At 45.5% G+C, this 26,097-nt stretch carries 17 protein-coding genes; 7 read left to right on the top strand and 10 right to left on the bottom strand.

Translation table 11 applies throughout. The features are described from left to right. Positions 1–40: 40 nt before the first annotated feature. The gene (locus LZZ85_RS09840) at positions 41–1,099 is read left to right on the top strand and encodes a DUF4932 domain-containing protein (protein WP_237871138.1); all 1,059 of its coding nucleotides are present in this window, start codon (positions 41–43) and stop codon (positions 1,097–1,099) included. An 89-nt stretch (positions 1,100–1,188) separates the two neighbouring features. On the opposite strand, the gene LZZ85_RS09835 is transcribed toward LZZ85_RS09840, so the two are convergent. After that, the gene (locus LZZ85_RS09835) at positions 1,189–2,502 is read right to left on the bottom strand and encodes a DUF418 domain-containing protein (protein ID WP_237871136.1); all 1,314 of its coding nucleotides are present in this window, start codon (positions 2,500–2,502) and stop codon (positions 1,189–1,191) included. A 1,206-nt stretch (positions 2,503–3,708) separates the two neighbouring features. Here LZZ85_RS09835 and LZZ85_RS09830 point away from each other — a divergent pair. Continuing rightward, positions 3,709–9,288, top strand: coding sequence for a PKD domain-containing protein (locus LZZ85_RS09830; RefSeq protein ID WP_237871134.1), 5,580 nt, complete (start codon positions 3,709–3,711; stop codon positions 9,286–9,288). A gap of 111 nt (positions 9,289–9,399) precedes the next feature. Here LZZ85_RS09830 and LZZ85_RS09825 read toward each other — a convergent pair whose 3' ends face one another. Continuing rightward, the gene (locus tag LZZ85_RS09825; protein WP_237871131.1) at positions 9,400–10,494 is read right to left on the bottom strand and encodes a DUF695 domain-containing protein; all 1,095 of its coding nucleotides are present in this window, start codon (positions 10,492–10,494) and stop codon (positions 9,400–9,402) included. A gap of 263 nt (positions 10,495–10,757) precedes the next feature. On the opposite strand from LZZ85_RS09825, the gene LZZ85_RS09820 reads away from it, so the two are divergent. Further along, positions 10,758–11,651 (top strand): hypothetical protein, encoded by an 894-nt coding sequence (locus LZZ85_RS09820; protein ID WP_237871129.1) that lies wholly within the window; start codon positions 10,758–10,760, stop codon positions 11,649–11,651. Positions 11,652–11,668: 17 nt separating this feature from the next. Beyond that, positions 11,669–12,583, top strand: coding sequence for a hypothetical protein (locus LZZ85_RS09815; RefSeq protein WP_237871127.1), 915 nt, complete (start codon positions 11,669–11,671; stop codon positions 12,581–12,583). A gap of 74 nt (positions 12,584–12,657) precedes the next feature. On the opposite strand, the gene LZZ85_RS09810 is transcribed toward LZZ85_RS09815, so the two are convergent. Together LZZ85_RS09810 and LZZ85_RS09805 are read right to left on the bottom strand one after the other, a co-directional pair. Next, positions 12,658–13,506 carry an alpha/beta fold hydrolase gene (locus tag LZZ85_RS09810; protein ID WP_237871125.1) on the bottom strand — a complete coding sequence of 283 codons (849 nt, stop codon included), beginning with the start codon at positions 13,504–13,506 and terminating at the stop codon, positions 12,658–12,660. Between the two features lie 210 nt (positions 13,507–13,716). Beyond that, positions 13,717–15,681 carry a M1 family metallopeptidase gene (locus tag LZZ85_RS09805; protein WP_237871123.1) on the bottom strand — a complete coding sequence of 655 codons (1,965 nt, stop codon included), beginning with the start codon at positions 15,679–15,681 and terminating at the stop codon, positions 13,717–13,719. A gap of 296 nt (positions 15,682–15,977) precedes the next feature. Between LZZ85_RS09805 and LZZ85_RS09800 the strand changes: the two genes are divergently transcribed. Next, positions 15,978–16,502: a ferritin gene (locus LZZ85_RS09800; RefSeq protein ID WP_237871121.1), complete on the top strand. Its 525-nt coding sequence runs from the start codon at positions 15,978–15,980 to the stop codon at positions 16,500–16,502. Between the two features lie 179 nt (positions 16,503–16,681). Here LZZ85_RS09800 and LZZ85_RS09795 read toward each other — a convergent pair whose 3' ends face one another. Beyond that, a complete protein-coding gene (locus tag LZZ85_RS09795; protein WP_237871119.1) occupies positions 16,682–17,626 on the bottom strand; it encodes a helix-turn-helix domain-containing protein in 945 nt (314 codons plus the stop codon). A gap of 311 nt (positions 17,627–17,937) precedes the next feature. On the opposite strand from LZZ85_RS09795, the gene lpxA reads away from it, so the two are divergent. Both lpxA and LZZ85_RS09785 read left to right on the top strand, forming a co-directional pair. Next, entirely contained in the window at positions 17,938–18,744 is an 807-nt protein-coding gene (gene lpxA / locus LZZ85_RS09790) for an acyl-ACP--UDP-N-acetylglucosamine O-acyltransferase (protein WP_237871117.1), read from the top strand. Next, positions 18,725–19,342: an ABC transporter ATP-binding protein gene (locus LZZ85_RS09785; protein ID WP_237871116.1), complete on the top strand. Its 618-nt coding sequence runs from the start codon at positions 18,725–18,727 to the stop codon at positions 19,340–19,342. Before lpxA ends, LZZ85_RS09785 begins: the two co-directional genes overlap by 20 nt. A 238-nt stretch (positions 19,343–19,580) precedes the next feature. On the opposite strand, the gene LZZ85_RS09780 is transcribed toward LZZ85_RS09785, so the two are convergent. The 5 genes from LZZ85_RS09780 to LZZ85_RS09760 form a co-directional block, all read right to left on the bottom strand. After that, positions 19,581–20,465 carry a DUF3667 domain-containing protein gene (locus LZZ85_RS09780; RefSeq protein WP_237871114.1) on the bottom strand — a complete coding sequence of 295 codons (885 nt, stop codon included), beginning with the start codon at positions 20,463–20,465 and terminating at the stop codon, positions 19,581–19,583. Positions 20,466–20,754: 289 nt separating this feature from the next. After that, positions 20,755–22,338 carry a DHA2 family efflux MFS transporter permease subunit gene (locus LZZ85_RS09775; protein WP_237871112.1) on the bottom strand — a complete coding sequence of 528 codons (1,584 nt, stop codon included), beginning with the start codon at positions 22,336–22,338 and terminating at the stop codon, positions 20,755–20,757. 327 nt (positions 22,339–22,665) lie between these two features. Continuing rightward, positions 22,666–23,763 (bottom strand): HlyD family secretion protein, encoded by a 1,098-nt coding sequence (locus LZZ85_RS09770; protein WP_237871110.1) that lies wholly within the window; start codon positions 23,761–23,763, stop codon positions 22,666–22,668. Positions 23,764–23,791: 28 nt separating this feature from the next. Further along, the gene (locus tag LZZ85_RS09765; RefSeq protein ID WP_237871109.1) at positions 23,792–25,129 is read right to left on the bottom strand and encodes a TolC family protein; all 1,338 of its coding nucleotides are present in this window, start codon (positions 25,127–25,129) and stop codon (positions 23,792–23,794) included. Beyond that, positions 25,119–25,751, bottom strand: coding sequence for a TetR family transcriptional regulator (locus LZZ85_RS09760; RefSeq protein ID WP_237871107.1), 633 nt, complete (start codon positions 25,749–25,751; stop codon positions 25,119–25,121). Before LZZ85_RS09760 ends, LZZ85_RS09765 begins: the two co-directional genes overlap by 11 nt. Positions 25,752–26,097 lie beyond the last annotated feature (346 nt).

The raw sequence follows: 26,097 nt of genomic DNA, 5'->3' as shown, positions 1-26,097 counted from the left end.
ACAGGCGTGGCCGGAGATGCACTTTTACAAAAAATAGCTCATGAAAAAGACATTTATTATTCTCCTGGCCTGTTTCGGCTTTTCAAGTGTAAGATCACAGGTTCAGGACAAACTAAAAGTGGATGTTCATCCCGGAGTGGAACTCTTCACCATCATTCAGATCCTTGCCAACCAATTTCCAAAACCCAACCCATCTGCCTATACGAAAGAGGCAATGGCCTATTTTTCGCCTTACAAAGATCATCCGGCTGTTAAGAAAGTGGCCGGCTTTGGCAAAGTGTATACCGACCTGGTTGAACTCGGCTGGTGTATGAGTGGTTTCCCCGAGATAAAGATCTATACACCGGAACAGACCAGCTGGTATGATTATTATGGGAAAGAGAATGTGAAGGAATATATTAACCTGTGCCGGGACTTTTTTAATGAAACGAAATTCTGGGATTTCTTTCTTCAACACAGCAGCCGTTATAAAAAATGGGGCGATGAATTGAAAACGAAGGTTGATTCAGCAGGATTGGTCCAAAAGCTCCAGGGCTTTTATAAGTATGACGCTGATGTTCGCTGGTGGATCTGCATCGATCCATTGAATAGCTGGGGCTCGCATGCCATCATGACCAAAACGCTGAATCCGCCATTTTCCGACTGGATCGTGTACAATACCGGCTTTTTTAAAAGAGATGGAGATTCTTTAAGCGATCCTGTTTTTGAGTTCCGGGATTTTGACAATCTGGTATTCCATGAAGGCAGTCATGTTTATGTCAATGGCCTTTTTGATAAGTATGAAAAACAGATCGACGAGCTCAGTTATCTTTTCAACAAAGACGATGAAGGAATGAAGAGGAACACTATCGGAAACTGGCGGTATTGTCTCGATGAAAATATTGTGAGAGCTGTTACAGCTACTTTATATCGCCAGTACAGGAGCGAGCGCGCTTACAAAAAACAACTTGCACGAGAACTGTTAAGCGATTTTATCTATGTGGAAGAATTGGAATCATTTATCCATGAGAAGTATGTACAGGGAAAGAAGTATAAAACGTTTGCCGAGTTCTTCCCCGAAATACTTGTATTTCTGAAGAAAAAACATCCTGGAAAGTAAGTCAGGAAGATGATATTGATATCGCGGAGCACCCTGGCCGATCGGGTATGCTCCGCGATATTAATTACTACGGTAACCTGTATGCTAACTCACTTCCTCATCGGCTGCCTTTTCCAATACGTCAAACTCCTCCACAACCATTCCATCGGACCGAACAGGAAAAACCGCAACCAGATATGACTCCAGATGATCTGTAATACCCATGTCGCTACCACCACATAATAGATCTCATACCGCTGCAACTTCCCGAACATACCAAAACCAACTCCATAAAAGAACAAGCCCATTAAGAACGATTGCGTCAAATAGTTTGTAAATGCCATTTGCCCCACGGGCCTCATCAATGCAAAGAACCATTTGAATAAACCCGACCTGTATAACAACATGATCAATCCTAAAATGCCAACAGATCTCAATCCACGGGCAATCGCATACATATCAAACCTAACAGATTTCGCGATCTGATAGTTGTCAAAATTCAGATCGATATAATGCTGCAGGTAAAACCAGGTCAGTATACATCCGGGGATTAATCCTCCCAGGCATAGCAGCCAGTACACTTTGGTTGATGCAACTCCCGTCAATATCCCATTTTTGTAGAAGGCCATACCAAGGAACATGAACACAAGAACATCCCAGATAAAATAGTACAAGCCGGCCGTTTCACCACGAAAGCTTCGCTCACTTTGGTATTCGTACAGCTCAGCATAACTGCCTCTTACTTTCCGGAGACTTTTCTCCATCGCTTTTCGCTTCGCTTCAACAGTGCTTTTCTCTTTCATTTCCGTCATCGCGCCAAGTTGGGCAGATTCGTCTTCAGTTAGTTTCAAAACAGATGTATCCCTGGTTGCAAGCATTTCTCCTGTGGTTACGATCCTCTTATCCCGGTAGAAATTGACATTCTCCCTGGCGAATTGCAGCACCAGGCAGATCAGCGCCGCGATGATCAATGACTTCGCAGAAAGCTTTCTGAACGCAAACAGGATCATTCCGGCGATGGCATAATGATACAGTACATCCCAAAACCACAAAAGAACAAATGCATTGAACAACCCGAATACCAGCAGCCACAGTTGCCTTCTGAAAAAGTAGTCAGCGGGGATCAGTCCTTCCGCATTCTTTTCCTTCCTGCTGATGAACAGGATCATGCCTGCCCCAAAAAGCATCGAAAAGAGTGCCCGCTGCGTTCCCTCCACACTCATGGACACATAATACCAGGCCTTGAAGTTTGCACCGGTTTCGTTTAATACGGCAAGGTCGCCATTGTGAAGTGGGGATGGTAACCCGAAGCCGGGGATGTTCATTAACAGTATCCCCAGGATGGCGATACCGCGGAGGCTGTCGATAAGAGTAATACGATCCTGCTGGTTTACAGGTGCGACTGAAATGTACGAGGTTGACATCTGATTAGTTTTGGTGGGAAAAAGACGAAGAAGTTGTAAGGGATAGGCATCAAAGTTCAGATGAAACAAAAGTTCGCGTGAGGATTAATTACGCATTTTCCGAGAGATTTTCGATTTTCCACACGGACAATTTCTGAGAAGGCGGATATAATGACCGGATTAGGTTTTGTACATGTGTATGGGCCGGGGGTGTACGGAAATGTGGGGGGAGATCAGGTATTATTGAGTTAATAACCTGAAACGATAGACTTCAATCTAAGTCTTAAACGGGGCCTCTCGGTTCCCAGCCTTGTTGCATTTTGTTAAACTGCCGGGAATAATATGCATGTTCTCTGTTATCCAGATAAATACTGGATCAGGAACAAAGGTTGGGGGAAGGGAGGGATCATGTTGAAAAGTTGGGGGATGGTCCACAAATGGCTTGGGGTGAAATGTTCCGGATGAGCATCGCTCGCATAAACTTCTGGCGGCCCTTTCACCGTAGCGAAGCGGAGGAGGGAACCTGGGCCAGTCGCTCAAAAGATTTATCACCCTCAGCGTGTCAGCTTGTCACGATTTTTCACTGCCTAAAATCCCGTCAAACTTTGGACGACCAAAGGACGACCAAGAGACGGACTAACGACGACTAACAAGCATTTCAAAAACACGCGAAGTTTGACCCTGAATGATTATCATCAGTCAACACATCAGCTGGCTTGGCGTGCCAGAATGTCGTATCTAAGGAGCATTTATCGCTTCAAGGCGTGCTCACGTTTTTGTGCCCGATCCGACAGCTATCGCTTAAAAACCTGTAAGTGGACAAGTGATAATAACCCGTTTGCAGCATACCGCCAAGCCTGATTACATCAGGCGAGGGCCCGAAGCAAAAACAATAACTTTAAACTTTTAAACCATTAAACATTTAAACAACCATCCCACAACTTTTACGCTTGATCCTATATTGTCCACGCTTTCAGAAGATCTGTTGAAAACGGAGAATTCAGCATTTTTAGCCTGATGAACAGCGTAAGTAGTTTAACGGGGTTTGGTTTTCAGATACTTATTAAACGCACGACCAGCTTCGGTTTCATCATAAAGAATTAATAACCTGCCTGTATAGCAATACTCAAATTAAATCTCGATTTTTACCCCCGGAGATAGCATAAAGCCTGAGAATTTTACCTATCTTATTTCCCTTACAAGCCCACCAAGGCCTACTAACTATTTATGAGGATCTATTTCTTTTTTGCTGCAATGATTTGCGGCATTTGTTCTTTTGCCCAAAACATCTCTGTCTCCGGCCCAACGAACCTGTGCCAGGGCGAAACTGTTACGCTGACCGCTCCGGCTGGGGCGCCGTGGCAATGGCTGGAAAACAATACACCGATACCCGGGGCAACCGGACAGACTTTTACAGCAAATACAAGCGGATCTTATTCAGTCACCTATACTGTTGGCGGGGCTTCCCAAACGGCCAATCCTGTTGTCGTAAACGTCCGTCCTCTTCCCATTGCGACATTTACTTTTACAAATAATGCCTGTTCCGGCACATCGGTCAACTTCACAAGCAATGTGTCGGTTGGTACGGCTCCCTATACTTACAGTTGGAATTTTGGGGATGGCGGCACTTCTACTGCGGCAAACCCCAGTCATGTCTTTACTTCATTAGGTTGTGCCACACAAAACTTCCCGGTGACATTGAGCGTCACTGACGCAAATGGGTGTACAGCTACTGTCAGCCATACCATCACAATCAAACAGGCTCCTATTGTTGAACTACAGGACCAGGATATTTTCTCCCCCTTCAGCAATTGTGACAATGCTCCCTCACCAGGCAACTCAAGCTTTACGCTAACAGTTAACAATGTTTCTCCTAATCTGTCCTGCATTGCCACGTATACATTGAATTGGGGAGATGGAACTATTGAAACTGGTCTGACATTGGGAAGCTTTCCTCGGAGCCATACCTATACACAACTTGGAGCTTTCGATCTGGTGATCACCGCCAACGGCACTAATGGATGCATTTCTCAGAAATCCTATCCGGTGGCTAACCAGGTAGAACCAAACGCCAGCCTCGGTACTTCCGGACAACTTTCTGGCTGCGAATCCATTCAGGTACAACTGGAAATCGGTCTCTGGGCACAAAACTCTCCCGGCACTAAATACCGCTTGGATTTTGGAGACGGAACCTTCCAGGAATTTACCCATCCGATCAATGGAACCAATTCAAACCAGGTCATCCAGCATACCTATACTGCGTCTTCGTGTATTAATGGCAGCATCAAGCCAATACTAACCACAACAAACTACTGTAAGACTACACAGTTTGTCGGTCCTGAGATCCTGGTTTATAAAAAACCTCAACCGGAGTTTTCAACCTCGCCGGTTCCAGGATGTGTTGGTCAACCCCTTTCCTTTACCAATCAAACAATAGCGGGCTATTTTTTAAACTGCTCACGAACGACCACTTATCTGTGGGATTTTGGCGATGGAGCAACCTCCACATTGACAAATCCCCCCGCGCATATTTACGCCGCTGCGGGAACCTATACCGTAACATTGACTGCAAATAACGGCTGCGGCTCTAATGCCATCACAAAACAAGTTTGTATAACACCAAAGCCCACTGCGAACTTCACACTCGATAACCTTGCCGTCTGCGCAGGCACCACTGTTAACGCAACAAACACATCTGTAAAATCCACTTGCGGAGTGACCAATTATAACTGGACTGTTGCCTACGCTTCCGGCTTCTGTGGCACCAGCTCTTCCTGGTCATTTGCCAACGGGACAAATGCCAATTCGGAAACACCCTCTTTCACGTTTACCAACCCGGGCACTTATACTATTACACTTACGGTAAACAGCCCTTGCGGTAATACAACCTCCCAGCAGGTTGTCAAAGTAAAACAGAAGCCGACCGTTGTTTTACCAACTATTCCTGATGCATGCGACATTGTCAACTATACGCCTCAACCAACCATCACCAGCTGCGGTGAATCTCCTCTTACCTACGCATGGCTGTTTGACGGCGCACCATCAGGCAATGCAAACAGCGCAACCCCGGGTACCATCTCCTTTACCACTCCGGGAGTACATACCGTAAGTCTTGCAGTCACAAATGAATGTGGCACAACAACAGTTACCCGGCAATTCACGATCAGCTCCAGTGCTAACCTTTCTGTTCCCCCATCCACCGCATTCTGTAATGGAGAGACCACCGGAAACCTCAACATCACAAGTACAACTCCGGGCGCTATCATCAGCTGGACAAACAATAACACGTCCATAGGATTACCTGCAAACGGATCCGGCAGCATCAATTCATTTGCCGCCATCAATACCGGCACTACGCCGCGCATTGCAGTCATCACCGTAACAGCGATGTCAAATAGCTGTTCTGCACAATCATCGTTCACTATCACTGTAAATCCTACCCCACAAGCACCAGTAGTAAGCGTAGTAAATTATTGCCAGGGAGATGCGGCAACACCGCTTGGTGCAACGGCTGCACCGGGACATACATTGAATTGGTATAGCGCATCTACCGGTGGCTCCGGTTCAACGACAGCTCCAACTCCTGTAACAACAGGTATTGGCAGTACGGCTTACTATGTGAGCCAGATCAACAACACCACGAATTGTGAAAGCAGCCGTGCGATGATTACCGTGAATGTGTATCCCGTGCCTGTGATCAGCAGCAGCAGCTTCACGGCTCCCTTGAATTGTGCGAGTACAACCGGAACAATTACGCTTAATGGATTGACAGCGTCATCCACTTATAATGTTCAGTATACATTGAACGGCGCGCCTGTATCGATAAATATTATGTCAAATGCTTCAGGATCCTTGCTGATCTCAGCACTGGGCGCAGGCACCTATGATAATATCCGCGTGTCACTAAATGGATGTACCTCCAATGCCGTTGGTCCGTATACACTTACCGATCCGAATCCACCTGCAACGCCGACCACAGCTACCAACGCACCATTCTGTGAAGGCGGATCATTGAGCCTGAACGCAAGCTCCGCAACACCAGGCGTCAGCTATACCTGGACTGGTCCAAATGGTTATACAAGCACGCAACAGAACCCGGTGATCAATCCGGCGAATGCCAATGTAAGCGGCACTTACAATGTAATTGCGATACTGAACAACTGTAAGTCGGCACCGGCGCCGCTGAACGTCCTGATCTATCCGCGACCCGCTGCCCCAACTACTGTAAACGCCGTTACGATCTGTGCCGGAGAAACAATAAATTTAACCTCGAATACATCATTCCCTGGTGTGGTTACCTACAGCTGGACTGGCCCGAACGGTTTTACAAGTGCTGATCAGAATCCATCGATCGCTAACACTACTACCGCAATGAGCGGGAACTATAACGCAACGGTTACATCAGCAACGGGAAGCTGCATGTCGCCTTCAGCCTCGGTGCCTGTTGTAGTAAACCCCATTCCGGCTATCTCCGGTCATTCGTTTACCAATCCGACCAACTGCGGTTCTTCTACAGGAACGATCACATTGATCGGGTTATTCCCGTCAACCTCCTACATCGTCCGTTACCTGAAAAATGGAACCCCTGTAACCACAACGATCATCTCCAATGCAAGTGGAAACCTGATCATCCCAGCTCTCACTGCCGGGGTATATACTGATATCTATGTGACGTTAGCGGGATGTATATCGAATACGATCGCATCTGTTACGCTGGCCGATCCGAATCCTCCAGCTGCACCGGCAACAAGCACAACAGGGCCTGTTTGCCAGGGGGAGAGCTTCCAGCTGAATGCGACCTCTTTAGCCGGAGCTGTTTATTCCTGGACAGGGCCAAACTCGTTTACAAGTACACAACAAAATCCGGTGATCAATAGCGCATCGCTTGCTGCCGCCGGTACATATAATGTGATCGCAACATTGAACAACTGCCCTTCGCCCGCTGCGCCTGTCAATGTGCTCATCCATCCCAGACCACTGGCGCCGACATTACCGGCAGTAGTGACCACGTGTCTGAATGAAACGATCCGGCTTACCTCTTCATCAACCTTTGCCGGTGCGCTTTCTTATGCATGGACAGGACCAAACGGATTCACCAGTAATCAGCAGAACCCTGAGATCCCAAATGCAACGGCGGCTATGGCCGGTACATACACTTTAACCGTTACGTCTGTGACTGGAAGCTGTGCTTCACCTTCAGCATCTTTGAATGTAACCATCCTCCCATTACCAAATATCACCAGCAGTTCACATATCAATCCGATCGGTTGCGGCACCGCAACAGGCTCTATCATTTTAAACGGATTGATCGCAAACCAGGTATATACCGTCTTCTATCGCAAAAATGCAGGGGCCATTGTTTCGGAAACAGTGACGGCAAATAATTCAGGAAGCGTGATCATCAGTGGAATGACAGCGGGAGTGTACACAGATGTACTCGTAAGCCGCAACGGATGCAACTCGAATATTGCAGGACCATTCCTGCTGACCGATACTGCTCCTTACTCCATTATGGCATCAACCAATGCGCCGCTTTGTGAAGGAACGACCATACTCTTAAATGCTGAAGTGACCACTACCGGTGGTGCTACCTATGAGTGGAACGGACCAAACGGCTTTACGAGCACGATCAAGTCGCCGGTTATTCCAAACGGAAATATTACCCACAATGGTATTTATTATGCAGCCGTAACGATCGATGGATGTACAGCGAACGATAGCATTACTGTAACAGTCTCTGAGCGTACTATTGCAGGTAATACCTCAACCAATGCGACGATATGCCGGGGTAAAAATGATGGAACGGTCTATCTGTCGGGCCAGCTTGGACAAGTGGTCCGCTGGGAAACATCCATCAACAATGGGGCAAGCTGGATGCCTGTTCAGAACAGCGGCCTGTTTATCCGTTATAAAGACCTGATGGTAACTACCTGGTATCGCGCATTGGTACAGAATGGTGCCTGCCAGGGTTTATATTCCGGCATCACGATGATCACTGTATTAAATACTGTGGAAAATGTCAGTTTCACGCCAAATGATCTCGGCACCTGTGTACGTGATACAACGATCAGGTTGAACGCAGCCTATAATTATACCGGCAGCGACCCCGTGTCTTTCTACTGGTATGTTAACGGTCAGATCCGCAGTACGACCAATCCATTCAATCTTGAGATCCGCGTACCGGCGAACAGTACGTTGAGTGATGTGACAAACATACGCGTACTTGCTGAAAACTCTTTTGGTTGTGGCGATACATCTGCAATGGGCAAGATCACTATTTATCCAACCCCACAACTCGTCAAGACAAAAGATAATGATATCAATTGCAAACTGGCAATCTCACATATCAGCGTATCAGGAGCAAGTACTTACCTGTGGCGTTCAACAGATCCCGCGGTAAATGGCGCAATCACACCTGCTCTCACCGTTACACCGTCTACTACAAGCACGTATTATGTTCTCGCCACTTCGGCTGACGGTTGTCAGGCACGTGATAGTATTCAGGTTGTGGTAGACCGCAGCATTGGCGATGGAAGTTTTGAGCTCCCCAACGCGTTTACACCAAATGGCGATGGAAAGAATGATTGCTTCGGTGCAAAAGCATGGGGAAATGTATCGAACTTCAGACTTTCTATATTCAATAGAAAAGGTCAGGTTATGTTTACCACCACCAATCCAAACGATTGCTGGGATGGGCAGTTCAACGGCAAGCCACAGCCGCCAGATGCTTATGTATATTGGATTGAAGCGAAAACGATTTGTGAAGAAAGGGCGTTCAGAAAGGGAACGGTCGTTCTGATCAGGTAGCCGGCTTAAAGAATAGAACAAGACTTCAAAAATGCATTATACTATTCCTGCCGTCCTACCGATGAGTAATCAACCGGTAAGACGGCAGGAATGCTCTTCAGGTGATCTTGTTTATTCTTTGTGAAATCGTTCAAAACTTCTCCAGTATTTGTCCTGATAGATCTCGTAGGAAACATCATATCGTGAAGCCAGCTCCTGCTGAACCTGGTAAAATATCTTTGAAGGTTTACGAAAATCCCTGCAGGCAAAATAGATCTCACGGATCCCATCGGCAGTTTGCCTGCCAATATTGAGATACCCCTCATGGTCAGGTAGGGCCGCCAGAATCTTTTCTTCTACCTGATTGAACAGCTCATAATCGGTAGAATCCGGCATGCCATTTCCTTTACTGCCATCGTACTTTATTACCAGCACTGCAACCCACGGGTGCGAAGCCTTCCTGTCCCACCGCAACAATTCTGTATTGATCGTCGCAATGAGCGCATTGCCGTTTTCAAGTTTTGCTTCGAGGATAGCACGATCATTTACCTCCGTATCATACGTTGCATCTTCATACTTCTCTACAAACTCTCTTTGGCGCCAGGATAGAAATCCCTGAAGCTTCGTGATGGGGATCAACTCCTGCTTCGCGAGGTTGTGGCTGGTCACATGCACCTCATCGATGTTATTCACGAAATCAAGTTCACCCAGTATGTGTTCCAGAAAAATGAATACACCATTTGAGATCACACTTTTGTTCTCTTCAGTAAAATCCGGATGACAAACAGTGATATTGATCTCGTCAGGATAGCTGTCATCAATCTCGCTGTAGAAGGAAAGCGTCTCCGCACTGAATTTATATCCACCCATCGAGATGCCGATATCGTTAACATTCAACGCAGCCTTCAGGGCGGTAAATTTCCAGCCTGCTATTCCCGGAGCGCTGCTTACCAGTTCTTCCACAAAAACAATATTATTGAGATTACTATCTGCAGTGAACACAAGTTCAACTGTATCGTCATCAAACATGCCAGTAAGAAAAAAATAGCCCTCTTTTAATTCAGCAAGTTTCGCAGCGAGATCATTAAAAAAGTCTTTCTCGATATTTCCTTTCTTTTTTACGGTAGCGAAAAAAAATTTCTCCCTCGTCAAAAACCAGTTCCAGAAGTCTGTATAATTTTTTACAGGCCTGTCTTTCTTACCGAAAAATCTTTTCAGGAAATTCATGGTGGGGTTGAATTTTATAAAAGGATGGTTTGGTAAACAATATAGGTAATTTTTGCATATGTAAGGTTCCCCGCAGTAGCGTGAGACTACTGATAAAGATTCTGATCTGGCAGATCAATACCCCCAAAGAGGTACAAAATTATCCGGTCCGGAAAATATTTCCAGGAGCAGAGTTCCCTGTTTGAAAGAATGAAATATAGTCCGTTTATTAGCGTTATCATCCGCTGTTTACTTTTGACCAATAGCGGTAAACCCTGCAACACATGAAGCTATTTATTCCATTTCTGCTTTTTCTGCTAAATATGACTGCCTCAGCGCAGTTTAAGAAAATCGATCGGTCAACTAACAATCTGCAGGGAGCTGTAAAGTCGATCACAACTGTTTACCACCGCGCTGAGGAAAAGTTTGGGGAGTTGACCAAACAATCCATCCAGATGACAGAGACGGAGGAGTACAATAAAGACGGACTCTTGACATTTTCTAAACTCGTCATAGGGAGCTCCACTACCAGGACAACATATAAATACGATAAGGCCAATAACCTGATCGAAAAAAAGGAAGATGAAGACGGCGAGGCAACCCTGGTACAGGCCATTTATAATGCCGACGGGAAGGAAATAGAACTGAATACTTTCGATAAAAAAGGCGCGCTTGAAACTAAACTCAAAAAGAAATATAATGAGCAGGGGCAATTGATAACAGCAAGCTTATATAACGGTGATGGGACATTGCGGGAAAAAGAAACATTTTCTTACAATGAAAAGAAATACCTGGATGAGAAAACTACATCTAATGCCAAGGGAGAAGAAAAGAAAATGTCAACATATAAATTTAGCGACAAAGGATTGCTGCTGGAAGAAATTACCTTCACTTATGAAAAGCTGATATCCTTCGTATACTACGTCAATAAATATGACGACAAGGACCGCGTGATCCTGAAAAAGAAATCCCTTCCAGACGGTGAAAGTTTCGAGGACACCAAAATAGAATATGATACGTTCGGGAATATCACCAACGAATTTACGAATGCCGATAACTATCAGAAAGATAAGTACACCTACGATACCCGGAATAACTGGACAATGTCTGTACGCGAATGGAACTATTTCAAAAATAAGCGTAAATACATCATTGAAAGAAGTATAAAATATTATTAACCTTTCCTGCTATAAATATGAAAAAGAGAATTTCATTGATTGCTTTTTCTTTCCTGTTGCTTTTACATATGCAGGCACAGACCGAATTGCTAACGATCGCAGAAAACAATCTGAAAGGGTCTGTTAAATCGGCCACGATCAAAGCCCATTGGATGAAAGAGATGTTTGGAGAGCTGGAGCCAGATGGTTTTTATTTTGGAGAATCCTGTGCTTTCAACAAAGAGGGACTTCTCACTACCTCTACCAGGGAAGAAAACTTTGACTACGGAAAAGTGTATAGCTTCAGGTATGATAAAAACAACAGGCTGAGCGTTAAAAAAAGTGAATTCGGTAAAGCAAAGGAAAAGAAACATTATACATGGAAACCTGTTTATGATGCGGATGGTAAAGAGATTGAGGTGAACATGTATGATGAAAAAGATAAGCTGAACTGGAGGCAAAAAATAAAATATCGCGAAGACGGCCAGATCAAAGAAAGCGTCTATTACGATGGCGAAGGTGATTTGTCTTCAAGGCTGGAATATATCTACAATAGCAAGAACCAACTAACTTCCACTACAAGCTATAATAAAGACGATAAGGTATTCAGAAGAGTGACGGCTGAATATGATGAACAGGGAAATAAAGTAAAAGAGGAAATAAAGGAGTTCGCAGGAAAATATGGCACCGACGTATCCTACACCTGGGAGTATGCGAACGGCAAAAAGATCGCTGAATTTAAGACTACTGTTAATGACAATAAGGTAAAGAAATACAGTTCAGAATTTGATCAATGGGGGAATGTGATCAGGGAGGTAGGAGCGTCAGGCACGGTGATCACGACCGTGTATACGTTCGATAGCTATAACAACTGGGTCACTGCTACGAGTAGCTGGAAAGGGTTCAACGGACCGGCGGTGTACCGGAAGGTCCGCGAGATTAAGTATTACTAGGTTCAAGCCGGCTTAGATCAAATTTAAACAGGCACCAGCTTCATCAGCGGTCTGCCAGCTGCGTCCAGCATTGATCAATGCTGTTGATTGCTGCGCTGTTTTAAGCCATCTAAAAACTCCTCCACTAATTTCGCTCCCACCCAATCCTTTTTTTCTGGCTGTTTTAGCGTGGTTATTTCTCCGATATATTCTCCATGTCCGCCGGGGATGATCGCAAGTCTGGCATTCGGTATCAGGCGACTCAGCCAAACAGCATGCTCGGGTAAGATCATGTCTTTGTCACCGATCATGATCAGGGCAGGAGATTGAATACCGCTTAACGCGGAATCCGGTATATCTTTAAAGTTCACCATGCGCTTTACATCGCGGTCATGCATGATCTGCAATCCGTTCGTATCGGGCGCAACGTCCCTGTATGCTTCTTTTAATTGTTCAGGCATTTGTTCTATTTGCGCCTGATCCATGAATTCCCAGAAACCTTCAGGAGCTCCATCGCGCTTAGCCAGGGCAGAACCAAGAATGAGTGCGTTTACTAGTTGAGGATGGCGGATTGCGATCTGCAGAACCGTTGTACCTCCATTACTGAACCCGAAGAAATCTGCCTTCACTATTCCCATAGTATGCAGTAATGCTGCCACGTCATCCGCATCCTGCTCGAAGGAGAGATCCGCATCTCTGTCACTCGTACGCCCGTGCGCCTGCAATTCGACTGCAATGAGCTGGCGTGACTGGGCAAGCTGAGGCAGGACGCGGCCAAAAGTAGTTCCAATGGTAGATCCTCCTCCATGGATCAAAACAAGAGGATCGCCTTTACCATAGATCTCGTAATACATCGGGAGTCCATTGACGGAAGAATATCTCGTCTGTGAAGGTTTCACGGCCACAAAAGAATAATCGGCCTGGCTGTTATCACAAGATGCCATAGTATAGACTATTATTAATATGAATATCGAAACTCTCAACTTTATCAATCAAAAATTAATGACGGTGTGGCCTTATCAAAGGCCATGCAGGTTGTTTTGAGTAAGGGAAGTTAAAAAATTTACCGCAGGTTATAAACCCTGACTCAACCTAACAAAAAAATCCCATCCCGCAATTAAGCAGGATGGGATCCACAACTAAAAAAATCAGTCTTATTGTTTACTCCAGGTGTTATTCGCACCATTCGCATCAGGTAATACTTTATCAGGATCGATCACCACTTTGGTAACTTCTTCTTCTGTTGGAAGTAAAACCTTCCAGCTTATATTGTTCTGCCAGATCTCAACAGGCAATTTCTTACGCGCAACTTTACCGCTTGCTGTAGTGTACTCGATGGTAACCGGCATCGCCATTTTTTCCAGGTTATCGATCGTTACGATCGCGCCTTTCTTCACATCATTTTCAAGATATTCTACTTTGTTTACTGCCTGATCCAGTGAATAGGTTTCAAAGAATACAGCTTTCCAGAACCATGCGAGATCTTCACCCGCTGAGTTCTCGATGCTGCGGAAGAAATCTGTTGGTGTCGGATGCTTGTATGACCAGTCGCTGATGTATTTGCGGAAAGCGAAATCAAAACGTTCTTGTCCAAGCACTTCATCACGCAGCAGTCCAAGTGCGAAACCTGGTTTGCTATAGAGAAGGCTTCCGATATTTCTTTCAGCCATGCCATCTGGTGTATTCAAAACTGATTCGATGTTCGCACTGAACAGGCGGTTTCCATGCTGACTTCTTTTTGGAGAGGCATATTCTCCATTGTTGAAATCCTTTTCAGCGATACCATTAATGAAAGTATTGAAACCTTCATCCATCCAGCCGTATCTTCTTTCGTTGCTACCAACGATCATCGGGAACCATGTATGGCCGAACTCGTGATCAGTCACACCAAACAAACCCGCGGTACGTGCGCGATAGCTGCAGAATACGATACCAGGATATTCCATGCCACCGATATTGGATGCCACATTCACTGCAGCAGGATAAGGGTAAGGGAACCATCTTTTTGAATAGTTCTCAATAGAACCTTTTGTATATTCTGTTGAACGGCCCCATGCATTTTTACCATTTGATTCTGCGGGATAAGCGGAGATCGCCAGAGCGGTTTTACCACCAGGCAGGTTCATTCTTGCCGCATCAAGGATGAATGATTTGGAAGATGCCCACGCAAAATCACGCGCATTGACCATTTTGTATTTCCAGGTCACTGTCGGTTTTGAGGGACGTGATGCAGGATCTGTCACTTCAGCGCTGTCGCGGATGATCACTGTAGCATCACTTGTTTTTGCCTGGTTGTATTTCTGCAATTGTTTTGCCGTAAATACTTCTGAAGGATTCAGCAGGTCACCAGATGCAACCACAATATGATTAGCAGGAGCAGTAATGTTTACATCAAAGTCGCCATACTCACAATAGAATTCGCTGGCGCCAAGATATGGATCGGTATTCCATCCACGAACGTCATCAAACACGCAGAGGCGTGGGAACCATTGGGCGATCGCATAGATATCGCCATTTTTTGTTGGTTGAATACCTGTACGGTCAGCACCATACTGAGGAACAGTGTAAGAATATTCGATCCTGAATTTCAGTGTGCCGCCTTTTGCCGCAAGAGCATTGGCGAGTTTCAACTGCATTCTTGTATCAGTGATCAAATAGTTTGCGTCACTCGCAGTAGCACCATTGATCAGTTGTACTGATTTGATCTTGTATCCGCCATCGAATCCGCTTTTTGCATCACCATAACGGCTGCGGCCGGTTGCAGGCATTTTTGCCTGTCCGCGTGAATCTTTATTAAAGAGGTTCTGATCCAGCTGAAGCCAGAGGAAAGGCAGTTTCAGCGGGCTGTTATTTTTGTAAGTGATAGTAACAGTCGCGCTTACTTCATTCTTTGTATCATCCAGTTTTGCATTGATCTGGTAATCCACTTTATTCTGCCAGTAAGATGGTCCGGGTTCGCCGGTTGCCGCGCGGTATTCATTGCCGTTCTGTGTGTAGAAAAGGGGGGAGAATAACGCATGTGGGTCATATTTCGATTGGGTGGCTGCTGGTTGCTGCGCGTTGAGCGTACCTGCTACCAGCAATGTTCCCATTGCCCATGCGAGCCTTGCTTTCGTCATGTTGATTGTGTTGTTTTGAGCGGATGCTACCTCCGCGAATGATTAAAGAGGGGTTGAAAGTAAGGAAAAAGGAGGATTTGACAATCGTTGTCCGTTGTCCGTTTACCCATGACCATAGTTCCCCGGTTAAGCATTCGTTCTCACACCTGGTCCGGGCCAGTGCATCCGCTGACGGGTAAAACCAGGATAATGTGTTTGCCATCTTTCTCTCCGGCAACCGTCAACGGTCAACAGACAACGGCCAACGATTGCTAAATCCCCAAAATGTGTATCTTGCTATTCTAAATCAAACAGCTATGTTATCCAAAGCCATTCAGGAAGCGTTAAATAAGCAAGTTCAAATGGAGGCCGAATCATCCCAGGCATACCTGGCCATGGCTTCCTGGGCCGAGATACAACCGGGCCTTGAAGGTGTTACAGAGTTCTTTTATAAGCAATCAGACGAGGAAAGAGTGCACGAGTTGAAGCTGATCCGGTTTATCAATGAGCGGGGCGGGTTTGCAACTATTCCTCCTTTGCCACAGCCAATGATCACGTTTCAGTCACTGCGCAGGGTGTTTGAAGAATTCCTGAAACATGAATTGCAGGTTAGTAACAGCATAAATGATCTCGTACATTTATCCTTACAGGAGAAAGATTATGCAACGCATAACTTTTTGCAGTGGTATGTAAATGAGCAGATCGAAGAAGAAAGAACAGCCAGGGTATTGAACGATAAGCTGGAACTGATCGGAGACGATAAGAGCGGCTTGTATCTGTTTGACCGGGATATTATGAATTACCGCGGACCGAATAAGGGCGGCGGTAAAGGCGGGCATTAATATATAATGTACTTTACTATAATTGATCCCGGGTGTCTGATGATATCCGGGATTTCTTTATGCTAACTGGCATGCAAGTATCGCAAAGGACGCTAAGTAACAGCCAGGAACGTAAAGATACTTGGCGTTCATTGCGGTTACTTAGCGTCCTTTGCGATACTGATTACGCCAATCGAAAATTAGCGCAACAATAACTCGCAAGGCTTCAACCCTGTATGTTTCTTAAATGCAGTGGAAAAATGGGAAATAGAAGAATATCCCAATAATAAAGAAACCTCCGTCACACTCAATCCTTTTTCATACAAAAGATATTTCGCGTGTTCCATTCGCTGACTCTGATAGAAATCAAAGATGGTAGTACCGAACATTTCCTTGAACCCCTTTTTCAGATAGCATTCATTCATGGCCACCTTACGGCTGAGTTCTTTAATGGTGATGGGCTCACCAATATGTTGAATGAGGACCTCCCTTGCTTTCACGATCTTGTCCCGGTCAGCTTCATTCGCCAGGAATTTACAGCTGATCGTATCGATCTCTTTTTCGCCCACCATACAATCCAGGCTATGCAAAAGCAACATCTGGATCTGTGCGTTGACGAAGATATTTTCCAGGGAACCCGCATAGGTATTGTTCAGCATCGCTTCCAATACCATTCGCGACTTGCCGCAAAGAGGAAGAATTTTTGTAAAAGAAGAAGACCGTTTGAACGCCATCACCTCATCACTGATCACATTATCATTGGCAGCACGGGGTTTTACAAACTGGGAAAGCTGGGCGGGAGTGAACTTAAAGCTCAGCAGATCCACGCTTTCTTCTTTTGAAAGACAGTCTTTAGATGTATTGAGTTTGCATTTGTCGCACTCAGTATCCTTCTGACGGCAATAAACATTCCCGCTGATACAGAATTTAAGCTCCAGGAAGCTTTCGCGGCTCTTTTCTTTTTCGTAATGATACACCATCATTCCGGTGTCTTCCATATTCCATTGCTCATTCCGTTTGAAACGCTTGATGGTATATTGAACAGACCCGGGAACCTGCTGCTCTTTTTCATGAATAAGAGACATCTGTTCCTGCATCGGGGCTTGCTTGTAAGCCAAAGTCCATATATCGGGAGCCTGGTGCATAATATTGGTGTTTGGTTCAATATGGCTTCTAATCGTAATCTGTTTGATGCATGATCGGATGCGTAGTCAGAGACTCCGCAACCCACATAATAGAACGCAAACGTTATTCGTAGTTTCAACGCTATCGTAGTCTTAGACCACGAATGCTACGAACAACGCAAATTTACATGTAAACGCAGGAACCAGCAAGAAGGTTTCCTGTAAAACCGGGTTTTGGTCAACTTCACGAAAAAAAATTCGGTTTTGGGCTGTAAAAGCTAACTTTGCCTGTCACGTTTACTAACAAACGTGGCTTTTTTGTAATACGACTCATGATCCATCCCCATACTTATATTCATCCCAATGCGAAATTGGCGACGAATGTGAAGATTGACCCCTTCACTGTTATACATCAGGACGTTGAGATCGGCGATGGCACCTGGATTGGTTCCAACGTTACGATCATGGAAGGCGCCCGGATCGGAAAAAACTGCCGGATCTTCCCGGGTGCGGTGATTGCCGCCATTCCCCAGGACCTGAAATTCCAGGGAGAATATTCCCAGGTTATCATCGGTGATGGCACAACGATCCGTGAATTTGTGACCGTTAACCGCGGTACCAAGGACAGGGACAAGACCGTGATCGGCAAGAACTGCCTGATCCAGGCTTATTGTCACCTGGCGCACGATTGTATTGTGGGCGATAACTGTATCATGAGCAATAATACCCAGGTAGCTGGTCACGTGGTGATCGGTGACTGGGCGATCCTCGCCGGCATGTGCGCGGTGCACCAGTTCGTAAAGATCGGTGCGCATGCATTCGTTGGTGGCGGCTCACTCGTTGGCAAAGATGTACCTCCCTTTATCAAAGCCGGCCGCAATCCTTTAAGCTATTCGGGTGTGAACTCGATCGGTTTGAAGCGCCGTGGTTTCAGCGTTGATACCATTAACCAGATCCTGGATATCTATCGTGTTCTTTATAACAAAGGCATGAATACCAGCCAGGCGGTTGAATATATCGAAGAAGAAATGCCTGCAACGGACGAGCGGGATGAAATCCTGACGTTTATCCGTGAAAGCGGACGCGGTATCATCAAACGCTTCACCAAAGGCAGCAGCGATGACGATCTCCCTATCTGATACCGGAAAACGGTTCAACAGGGAATGGATCTTCCGCCATTTCAGCTACCAGTTTATTCAAGGCCATTCATACGCCATCACCGGGGCAAACGGCTCGGGTAAGTCCACATTATTGCAGGTACTAAGCGGCTCCATGCATTTTAATGAAGGGAAATGCGACTGGTCCTCCGGCGGAAAATCTATCGATCCCGAAAAAGTCTTTCAGCAGGTTTCAATTTGCGCTCCCTACCTCGAAGTAGTGGAAGAAATGACGGTGACCGAATTCCTGGATTTTCACCAGTCTTTTAAATCTTTTCTACCTGGCGTTACAACTGCTTCAGCGATTGAACTTGTCGGATTAAAGGCTGCGGCGGATAAACAGATCCGTTATTATTCTTCCGGCATGAAGCAAAGAGTGAAGCTGGCGCAATGTATTTTCTCTGACACTTCACTTGTGCTGCTGGACGAACCCTGCACCAATCTTGATCTCACCGGGATCGATCTCTATAATTCATTGATAGAACAGTATGGCAGGAACAGACTGGTCATCGTTTGCAGTAATGATAAAACGGAATATGGATTCTGCGAAGAGATCATTAATATAATGGATTATAAATAAATCCAGTCTTTGTCGCCGGCCGGGATAGTTGTCAATTCAGAAACATCTTTGTGAACTGGCGGGAGGCCCCCTCTAAATCTCCTCCTTCAGGGGAGACATTACGCCGCCTCAATAGATATCTCTTTTTGAAATTAACATAGCCTATACGATACGAAAGGATAGCTCCACTTATAATGATTGTGCAAAGTCTCCCGTGAAGGGGGAGATTTAGAGTGGGCCTCCCGCCAATCGAACGGATTTACTCCACCGTCACAGATATCCACAAAATAATCTCCCGGTACAAAGGAATGATCACGATCAGTCCCGCTATCAAAACCAGTGTACGAAGAATCTGCAACAACACTGATCTCAACGGCAGCACCTTCCTGAACGATAAGAACGCATACACGATAAATAAAAGATTGGGGGGAATGAAGGCAATGTTTGCATCGAACTTCCAGTGAAACCATTTCTCCAGCAACTGATATACACACAACCACACTGTAACGACCGCCAAAAGAAAAGTGAAAAGATGCGTTGCGTGAACAAGATGAGGAACGTATCGTTTCTCCTGTTTGAAGCCCGTAATATAAATGAAGACTGACATAAGCGGGATCATCAGGAACGCCAGCAGCTTTGCCAGCGCCGGCTGATGCTCGTCAACCTTCACAACAAACTCAAGCAGGCTTATTCCTTTTGCCGTAGCCTTCGTTTCCGCATAATTACGTAACGCCAATGAGAGTCCTTTCAGTTCACCAGGCTTGAACGCAATGGTAGTTCCTGTTTCAGCATCATAGTTCCCTAATATTGCATACTGAAGACGCACAAAGAATATATCCCAGCTTTTAAAAAGAAAGAAAAAGGCTATGCCAACGATCACATAAAGCTGTAATGGCTTCATCAGCTTAACGCGTCTGCCCGCAACATAATCCGCCGTCAGTTTTCCGGGTTGGAAAAGAAGATATTTGAATGATTTGAAGAATTTCCCTTCAAAGTGAGTGAAAGCGTCGAGGCCCTGAAGCAGGTACTTTTTCAGGCGCATATCCTCGGGTGACGGCTTCTTTTCTCCGCAATTGGGGCAGAACTTGCTGGTGCGGCCGGCACCGCAGGTCTGGCAGATCTCTGCTGAGTTGACTTGCTGCATAAGGTGTTTTGGTCTGTACAAAATACAGCAAAATGGGATGGGAAAGAGCAGGGTGGATATTTTCTGCAGATACACTGGCGTATAAGTAACGCGGCGAACGCGGCGAACCGCAGCGAACGCGGCGAAAACAGCCACGGAGAACTATTGTATTTCGCCGCGCTCGCCGCGGTTCACCGCGTCCGTTGCGTTCCCTATACGCCAGACGATAAAACCCGGAAAGCAGGACCACATGAATTTGCCGATCAACCATTGTCTCCCATAGGAGTGATCCTGACTTTCCGGATTGTATTTAGTGTGCATTGCTCAGATCGAGCTTCTCACCTTTTTTCTTATTACTTCTTACCAGCATCACAAATGGTACACAGAGCAGGAACATCACACCGATATACCAGAATACATCCATATAAGAAAGCACCATTGCCTGTTTCATTACACCACCATCCAATGCCTTATATGCAAACTGCTCTGCCAGGTTTGGGGGTAAACCATGCGCCATGAAATTTTGCTGCATGGCTGCCACGCGTGTAAGATCCGCAGGGTTTGTTACATCAATGTGAGACACAAGGTCTGCACGGTGCTGCATGGTCTGTCTGGCCATAAATGTCGTGATCGCAGCGATACCAAAAGAACCGCCTAATTGCCGCATCATACCGGTAAATGCCGCACCTTCTCCAATCTGCTTCCCTTTCAAACCGCTTAGTGAAAGTGCGGTGATCGGGATAAACAATAACCCCATTCCTATACCACGCATCATCAGCATCCAGAAAAAGTTAGCCTTGGCTGTATCCGGTGTGATGATCTTAAATCCCCAGTAGCAGAAGAAGAAAAATACCAGCATGCCCGCGGCAACAAGGAATTGCTGCGGAACACCTCTTTGCATGAGCTGTGCAATCACAGGCATCATAAACGCCGTCATCAATGCAGCAGGGACCATCAGAACGCCCGCCTGTGTGGCTGTCCACCCAAGAGTCGCCTGAGTATAAAGTGGAATAATGAACGTTGAGCCATATAAACCAAAGCCCATAATAAAAGACAGTACGGTACCTACTCTCAGGTTACTATTTTTCAATACCCTGAGCTGCACTACGGGATTTTTGGCTGTCCATTCCCTCCAAATGAAGAAAAAACCTCCCAGCACCGCCAGTGCGGTGAACAAAGAAATCATGGGACTACTGAACCAATCTTCATCCTGCCCCTTTTCCAGTACAAGCTGAAGAGACCCTACAAATAAAGCAAGTAATCCGATACCCAACCAATCAATTTCACTTGCAGCTTTCTTTTCGCCATACTTAGGACTTCTCACATATTGCAAAGTCAGCAAAGTTGCAATAACCCCGAGCGGGATATTGATGTAAAAGATCAATGGCCAGCTTTCAAATGTATCAATGATATAGCCTCCCAGGGGTGGCCCTAATGTCGGACCTACGATCACACCCAGGCCATAGATCGCCTGTGCCATACTTCTCTTTTCAGGAGGATAACTTTCAGTGATGATCGTTTGCGAAGTAACCAGCAATGCTCCACCACCAACGCCTTGCAAAAAGCGGAAGATGATCAGTTCATTGATCGTTGTTGCGTTACCACACAGAAAAGAACAAATGGTAAATAATATAATAGACGCGGCAAAATAATTCCTTCGCCCAAACTGCTGTGACAGCCAGCTTGTCAATGGAATGATGATCACGTTACCGATCGCGTATGCCGTTATCACCCATCCCACTTCGCTGGTAGTTGCACCAAGGTTTCCCTTCATGTCATTCAACGCCACGTTCACGATGGTGGTGTCCACTATCTCCAATAAGGCACACACGATTGCAGTCAACGTTATGATCACCCGCCTCGATCCGTATTCAATTAATGATTCCTGTTGCATGTTTTCGATTTTTCGAAAAAACAAGAGAAAGAGATGGATTAAAGTTTAAATGTTTAATAGTTTAAAAGTTCTTCCAGCAATAAAAATCTCTTCGGTTTGGTAGTATCGCTGATCCTTTCCTTTATTAAATCCGAACTGTAAGAACCTTAAACTATTAAACATTTAAACTTTTAAACCGTCCTCCCACTCCTCTTTCACACATATAAAGTTGTAAGGCTCTCACAGCGATAATCATTCTTCGGCCTGGTAGTCTAGCTGATCCTTTCTTATTAAATCCTTTGCCGCAAGAACCTTAAACTTTAAAAAATTTATACTTTTAAACTTCGCTCAATCCAGATGTACATCCACTTCCACGTTCATCCCCGGGCGGAGCTTCTTCACCAGTGGATCATTCTTATCTGTAAATTCGATCTTCACTGGGACGCGCTGTACAACCTTCACAAAATTTCCGCTTGCATTGTCGGGAGGCAACAATGCGAATGTCGCACCCGTTGCAGGGGAAAAAGATGTTAGTGTCGCGTTGAACTCATGACCGGGATAGGCATCTACTTTCACCACCACTTTCTGGCCGACACTCATTTTATTCAGTTGCGTTTCTTTGAAGTTGGCGACTACCCATAATGCATCTCCATGTACGATACTGAACAATGCCTGTCCGCCCTGTACATATTGACCGGGTTGAACGTTTATCTTTGATACCAGTCCATCCTGTGGAGCAGTGATGACAGTATAAGAAAGATTCAGCTTTGCCGCATCCACATCCACTTCACGCTGATGGATGGTTGCTTCGGCTACGCTGATCTGAGAAGCGGTTGCTACACTCTGAACAGCTACTGCATTTGTTTGCTGAGCGGCCTGTTTTCTTTGCTCAGTTAATACACCAAGCTGCCGTTCCGCACTTTGCTTTGCCGCTTCCGCCTGTTCGAATTGCTGTTGAGTGACTGAATGATCTTTGATCAGGTTTGCATAGCGGTCATAATCCTGGGAAGCTCTCCACAGGTTTACTTTTGCTGCTTCGATCTGAGCATCGATCGTTCCTACAGACGCCCTGGCCGTAGCAATACCAGCTTCCGCAGCAGATGTTGTTGCCTGCGCGCTTCCGCGGTTTGATTTCGCGATCTGCAACGCTGCTTCTGCCTGTGATACTTTCACCGCATAGTCACGGTTATCAAGGATCAGCAATGTATCGCCTTTCTTCACCTGCTGGTTATCTTTTACACGTACATCTGCCACATATCCGGCCACACGGGGGATCACCGGACTTATATCACCGCTGATCTGCGCATCTTCTGTGTCTTCATGGTGTTGGCCATGAATATAGCTGGAGATACCAAAGTATCCGCCACCGATCACCAGTACCGCCAGTACGATCGGGAATACCAGGTTACGCTTTTTAGGAGTTGAGTTTTGAGCTGTTGTTTCCATATCAATAAATTGATTCTTTCTTTCTTAATTATTTGTTTCCAGCATTCTCAAGCATGCCGGCTGCTTTTAAAAGATCGTTGTATTTTACAATAGCATCTGCTTTTGCAAACACATAGTTGACTCTCGCTTCCAGTTGGGCAACGTCCGCATCTAAAAGATCAGTCGTTGTGGCAAGACTGTTATTGTATTTATTCTTTGTGATACGATAGTTCTCTTCCGCCTGCTCGATCGCTTTTTTATATACCTCGATCTTCTTTTCATTGCTTAGTACATCGAGATAGTTCTTATTCACTTCCAACCGAACCTGGTCACCAAGCATTGCTTCGTTTGCTGCAAATTGCTTCACTCTCGCTTCGCTTTGCTGCACTTTAGCCTTATTCTTCCATAAAGAACTGACGCTGTAAGAAACACCCACACCAACATTCACCGCATTGGTCACCGTAAGCAGGTTTGGTATGTTTGCAGCGACATAACCTGCCTGAACATTCAGGCTTGGATAGAGATCAGATCTGCTCGACTTCACATTCGTTTCTGCAGACTTCTTTTTCAGATCAATAGAGGAGATCTCCTTACGATGCGTTAAAGCTGATTGAACATAGTTATCCAGCGGGTCAAGCGCCGATGCCTGATCAACCAGTGTCGTATCCAACTCCAACTGTGTCTGCTCAGGCAAACCAAGCAACAGGTTCATGTTCACATTTGCGAGTTGCTGATTGTTCTGTGCATCAACCAGGGAAAGTTCTTTGTTGGACGCTTGCAATTGCGCCTTCAACAGGTCGTTTCTTGCCAGCAGACCATTCTTCTCCAGGTCAGAAAATTCTTTCACACGCTGCTGTGATTGTGCAAGGCTCTCTTTCACGAGCTTCACAGCCGCACCGGCTTTGTATAAATTGATATAAGCTTCGATCGTATTCTGAATCACTTCATCCTTTTCGATATCTGCATCAAGCTTTGCAGCTTCGGCAAGCAATCTTGACGACTCAATACCATAACGGATCCTTCCTCCCTGGTAAACCGGCATGGACACGTTTGCCATTCCGTACATCAGTTGGTTCACCTTTGGCACTTCGTCATTGCCGCCACCGGTACCACCGCCGTTGTCAGCACTTTTCATATTGATATTCGGGCTGTTCAGCCAGAGATAAGAACCTGATACATGAGCATCGGGCAATCTTTTATCTACCGCTTCTTTCAGTGCGGCTGTTGCTTCTTCGATCTTTGCCTGGCTGTTCTTGAGCTGATGACTGTTTTTTACACTCAGGCCAATCGCTTCATTCATTGCGAGAGATCTTTTCTCCTGCGCCTGCAAGCCTGAAATGGCCATCAACAACACGGCACCAAGCAGAAGTTTTAGTCTATTGTTCATACATTAATGTTGCTTTAAATATTCCTTTCAGATGTTGACTTAGTTTCTTACGGATATGTTTCTGGAAATCGTCTTCCGCCATTGACTGGAGATTATTCATTTCCCGGTAGATATGCTGTGTAGTGACCATCTGGCTGATGGTACCAACGAGTGTGATCATAAAAAGAGACACATCCACATTCTTTCTGAACTCACCGCTCCGTTGCCCCTGTGCGATCAGCTCTTTGATCAGTCCCTGGTTCTTTCTTTTGATCTGCTGAATCTGCTCTGCGATGAACCCGTTATTATTTACCATCTGCTCCCTCACCATGATGCGGTGGAAACATTGCTGACTCAACAGCTTCTCTATATACCGATCGATCAGTTTTTCTACCTTCTGAATGGGAGACAGGGTCTTGTCATTGACCATTTCTTCCAGCTGCAAAATGGATGAGCTGGCGCGATGATCAAACATCGCTTCCATGAGCTTTTCTTTGGACCCGAAATAATAAGAGATCATGGCAAGGTTGACTCCGGCGCCTTCGGCAATATCCCTGACAGACGTTCCTTCAAAACCCTTATCAGCGAAGAGCTTTTCAGCTGCCTCCATGATCTGTACCTGCTTTTCATTATATGCTGACATAATTAGTGTTTGAAATCGGACGCAAGTTAAACAGATGTTTAGTTTTAAACAAACGTTTAATTAAGCGTTAACGAATTATTTTTTTGTAAAATGATTGGAGATGTGGTGATTTATGATTGCAACTGATTCATTTAAAGGCGCATTTAAGACAACGGTGGGCGTTGGATGTGTGAGTGTAATTTTCAGAAAAGTTCAAAAAAAGTTCCGCGGGAAGTACTCAGTTTGGAGCTAAATCGCCCATTGGCCGGATGCTTGTTTCTACTCTGCCTGGCGTAAGCCTCCCGCAGATTCCGCAGATAAAAGAAACGCAGATACGCAGATAATATCACCACGCGATGAATTATCG

Source organism: Terrimonas ginsenosidimutans, assembly GCF_022012415.1.
In the GTDB taxonomy this organism is placed as follows: Bacteria; Bacteroidota; Bacteroidia; order Chitinophagales; family Chitinophagaceae; genus Terrimonas_A; species Terrimonas_A ginsenosidimutans.
Note: the sequence above shows the minus strand (reverse complement) of the source record. Positions and strands in the feature narration are given on the sequence as shown.

Excerpts from the sequence above, each read along its gene's own strand:
- LZZ85_RS09840 (WP_237871138.1), top strand. The coding sequence starts at position 41 with ATGAAAAAGACATTTATTATTCTCCTGGCCTGTTTCGGCTTTTCAAGT.
- LZZ85_RS09835 (WP_237871136.1), bottom strand. The coding sequence starts at position 2,502 with ATGTCAACCTCGTACATTTCAGTCGCACCTGTAAACCAGCAGGATCGT.
- LZZ85_RS09830 (WP_237871134.1), top strand. The coding sequence starts at position 3,709 with ATGAGGATCTATTTCTTTTTTGCTGCAATGATTTGCGGCATTTGTTCT.
- LZZ85_RS09825 (WP_237871131.1), bottom strand. The coding sequence starts at position 10,494 with ATGAATTTCCTGAAAAGATTTTTCGGTAAGAAAGACAGGCCTGTAAAA.
- LZZ85_RS09820 (WP_237871129.1), top strand. The coding sequence starts at position 10,758 with ATGAAGCTATTTATTCCATTTCTGCTTTTTCTGCTAAATATGACTGCC.
- LZZ85_RS09815 (WP_237871127.1), top strand. The coding sequence starts at position 11,669 with ATGAAAAAGAGAATTTCATTGATTGCTTTTTCTTTCCTGTTGCTTTTA.
- LZZ85_RS09810 (WP_237871125.1), bottom strand. The coding sequence starts at position 13,506 with ATGGCATCTTGTGATAACAGCCAGGCCGATTATTCTTTTGTGGCCGTG.
- LZZ85_RS09805 (WP_237871123.1), bottom strand. The coding sequence starts at position 15,681 with ATGACGAAAGCAAGGCTCGCATGGGCAATGGGAACATTGCTGGTAGCA.
- LZZ85_RS09800 (WP_237871121.1), top strand. The coding sequence starts at position 15,978 with ATGTTATCCAAAGCCATTCAGGAAGCGTTAAATAAGCAAGTTCAAATG.
- LZZ85_RS09795 (WP_237871119.1), bottom strand. The coding sequence starts at position 17,626 with ATGCACCAGGCTCCCGATATATGGACTTTGGCTTACAAGCAAGCCCCG.
- lpxA (WP_237871117.1), top strand. The coding sequence starts at position 17,938 with ATGATCCATCCCCATACTTATATTCATCCCAATGCGAAATTGGCGACG.
- LZZ85_RS09785 (WP_237871116.1), top strand. The coding sequence starts at position 18,725 with ATGACGATCTCCCTATCTGATACCGGAAAACGGTTCAACAGGGAATGG.
- LZZ85_RS09780 (WP_237871114.1), bottom strand. The coding sequence starts at position 20,465 with ATGCAGCAAGTCAACTCAGCAGAGATCTGCCAGACCTGCGGTGCCGGC.
- LZZ85_RS09775 (WP_237871112.1), bottom strand. The coding sequence starts at position 22,338 with ATGCAACAGGAATCATTAATTGAATACGGATCGAGGCGGGTGATCATA.
- LZZ85_RS09770 (WP_237871110.1), bottom strand. The coding sequence starts at position 23,763 with ATGGAAACAACAGCTCAAAACTCAACTCCTAAAAAGCGTAACCTGGTA.
- LZZ85_RS09765 (WP_237871109.1), bottom strand. The coding sequence starts at position 25,129 with ATGAACAATAGACTAAAACTTCTGCTTGGTGCCGTGTTGTTGATGGCC.
- LZZ85_RS09760 (WP_237871107.1), bottom strand. The coding sequence starts at position 25,751 with ATGTCAGCATATAATGAAAAGCAGGTACAGATCATGGAGGCAGCTGAA.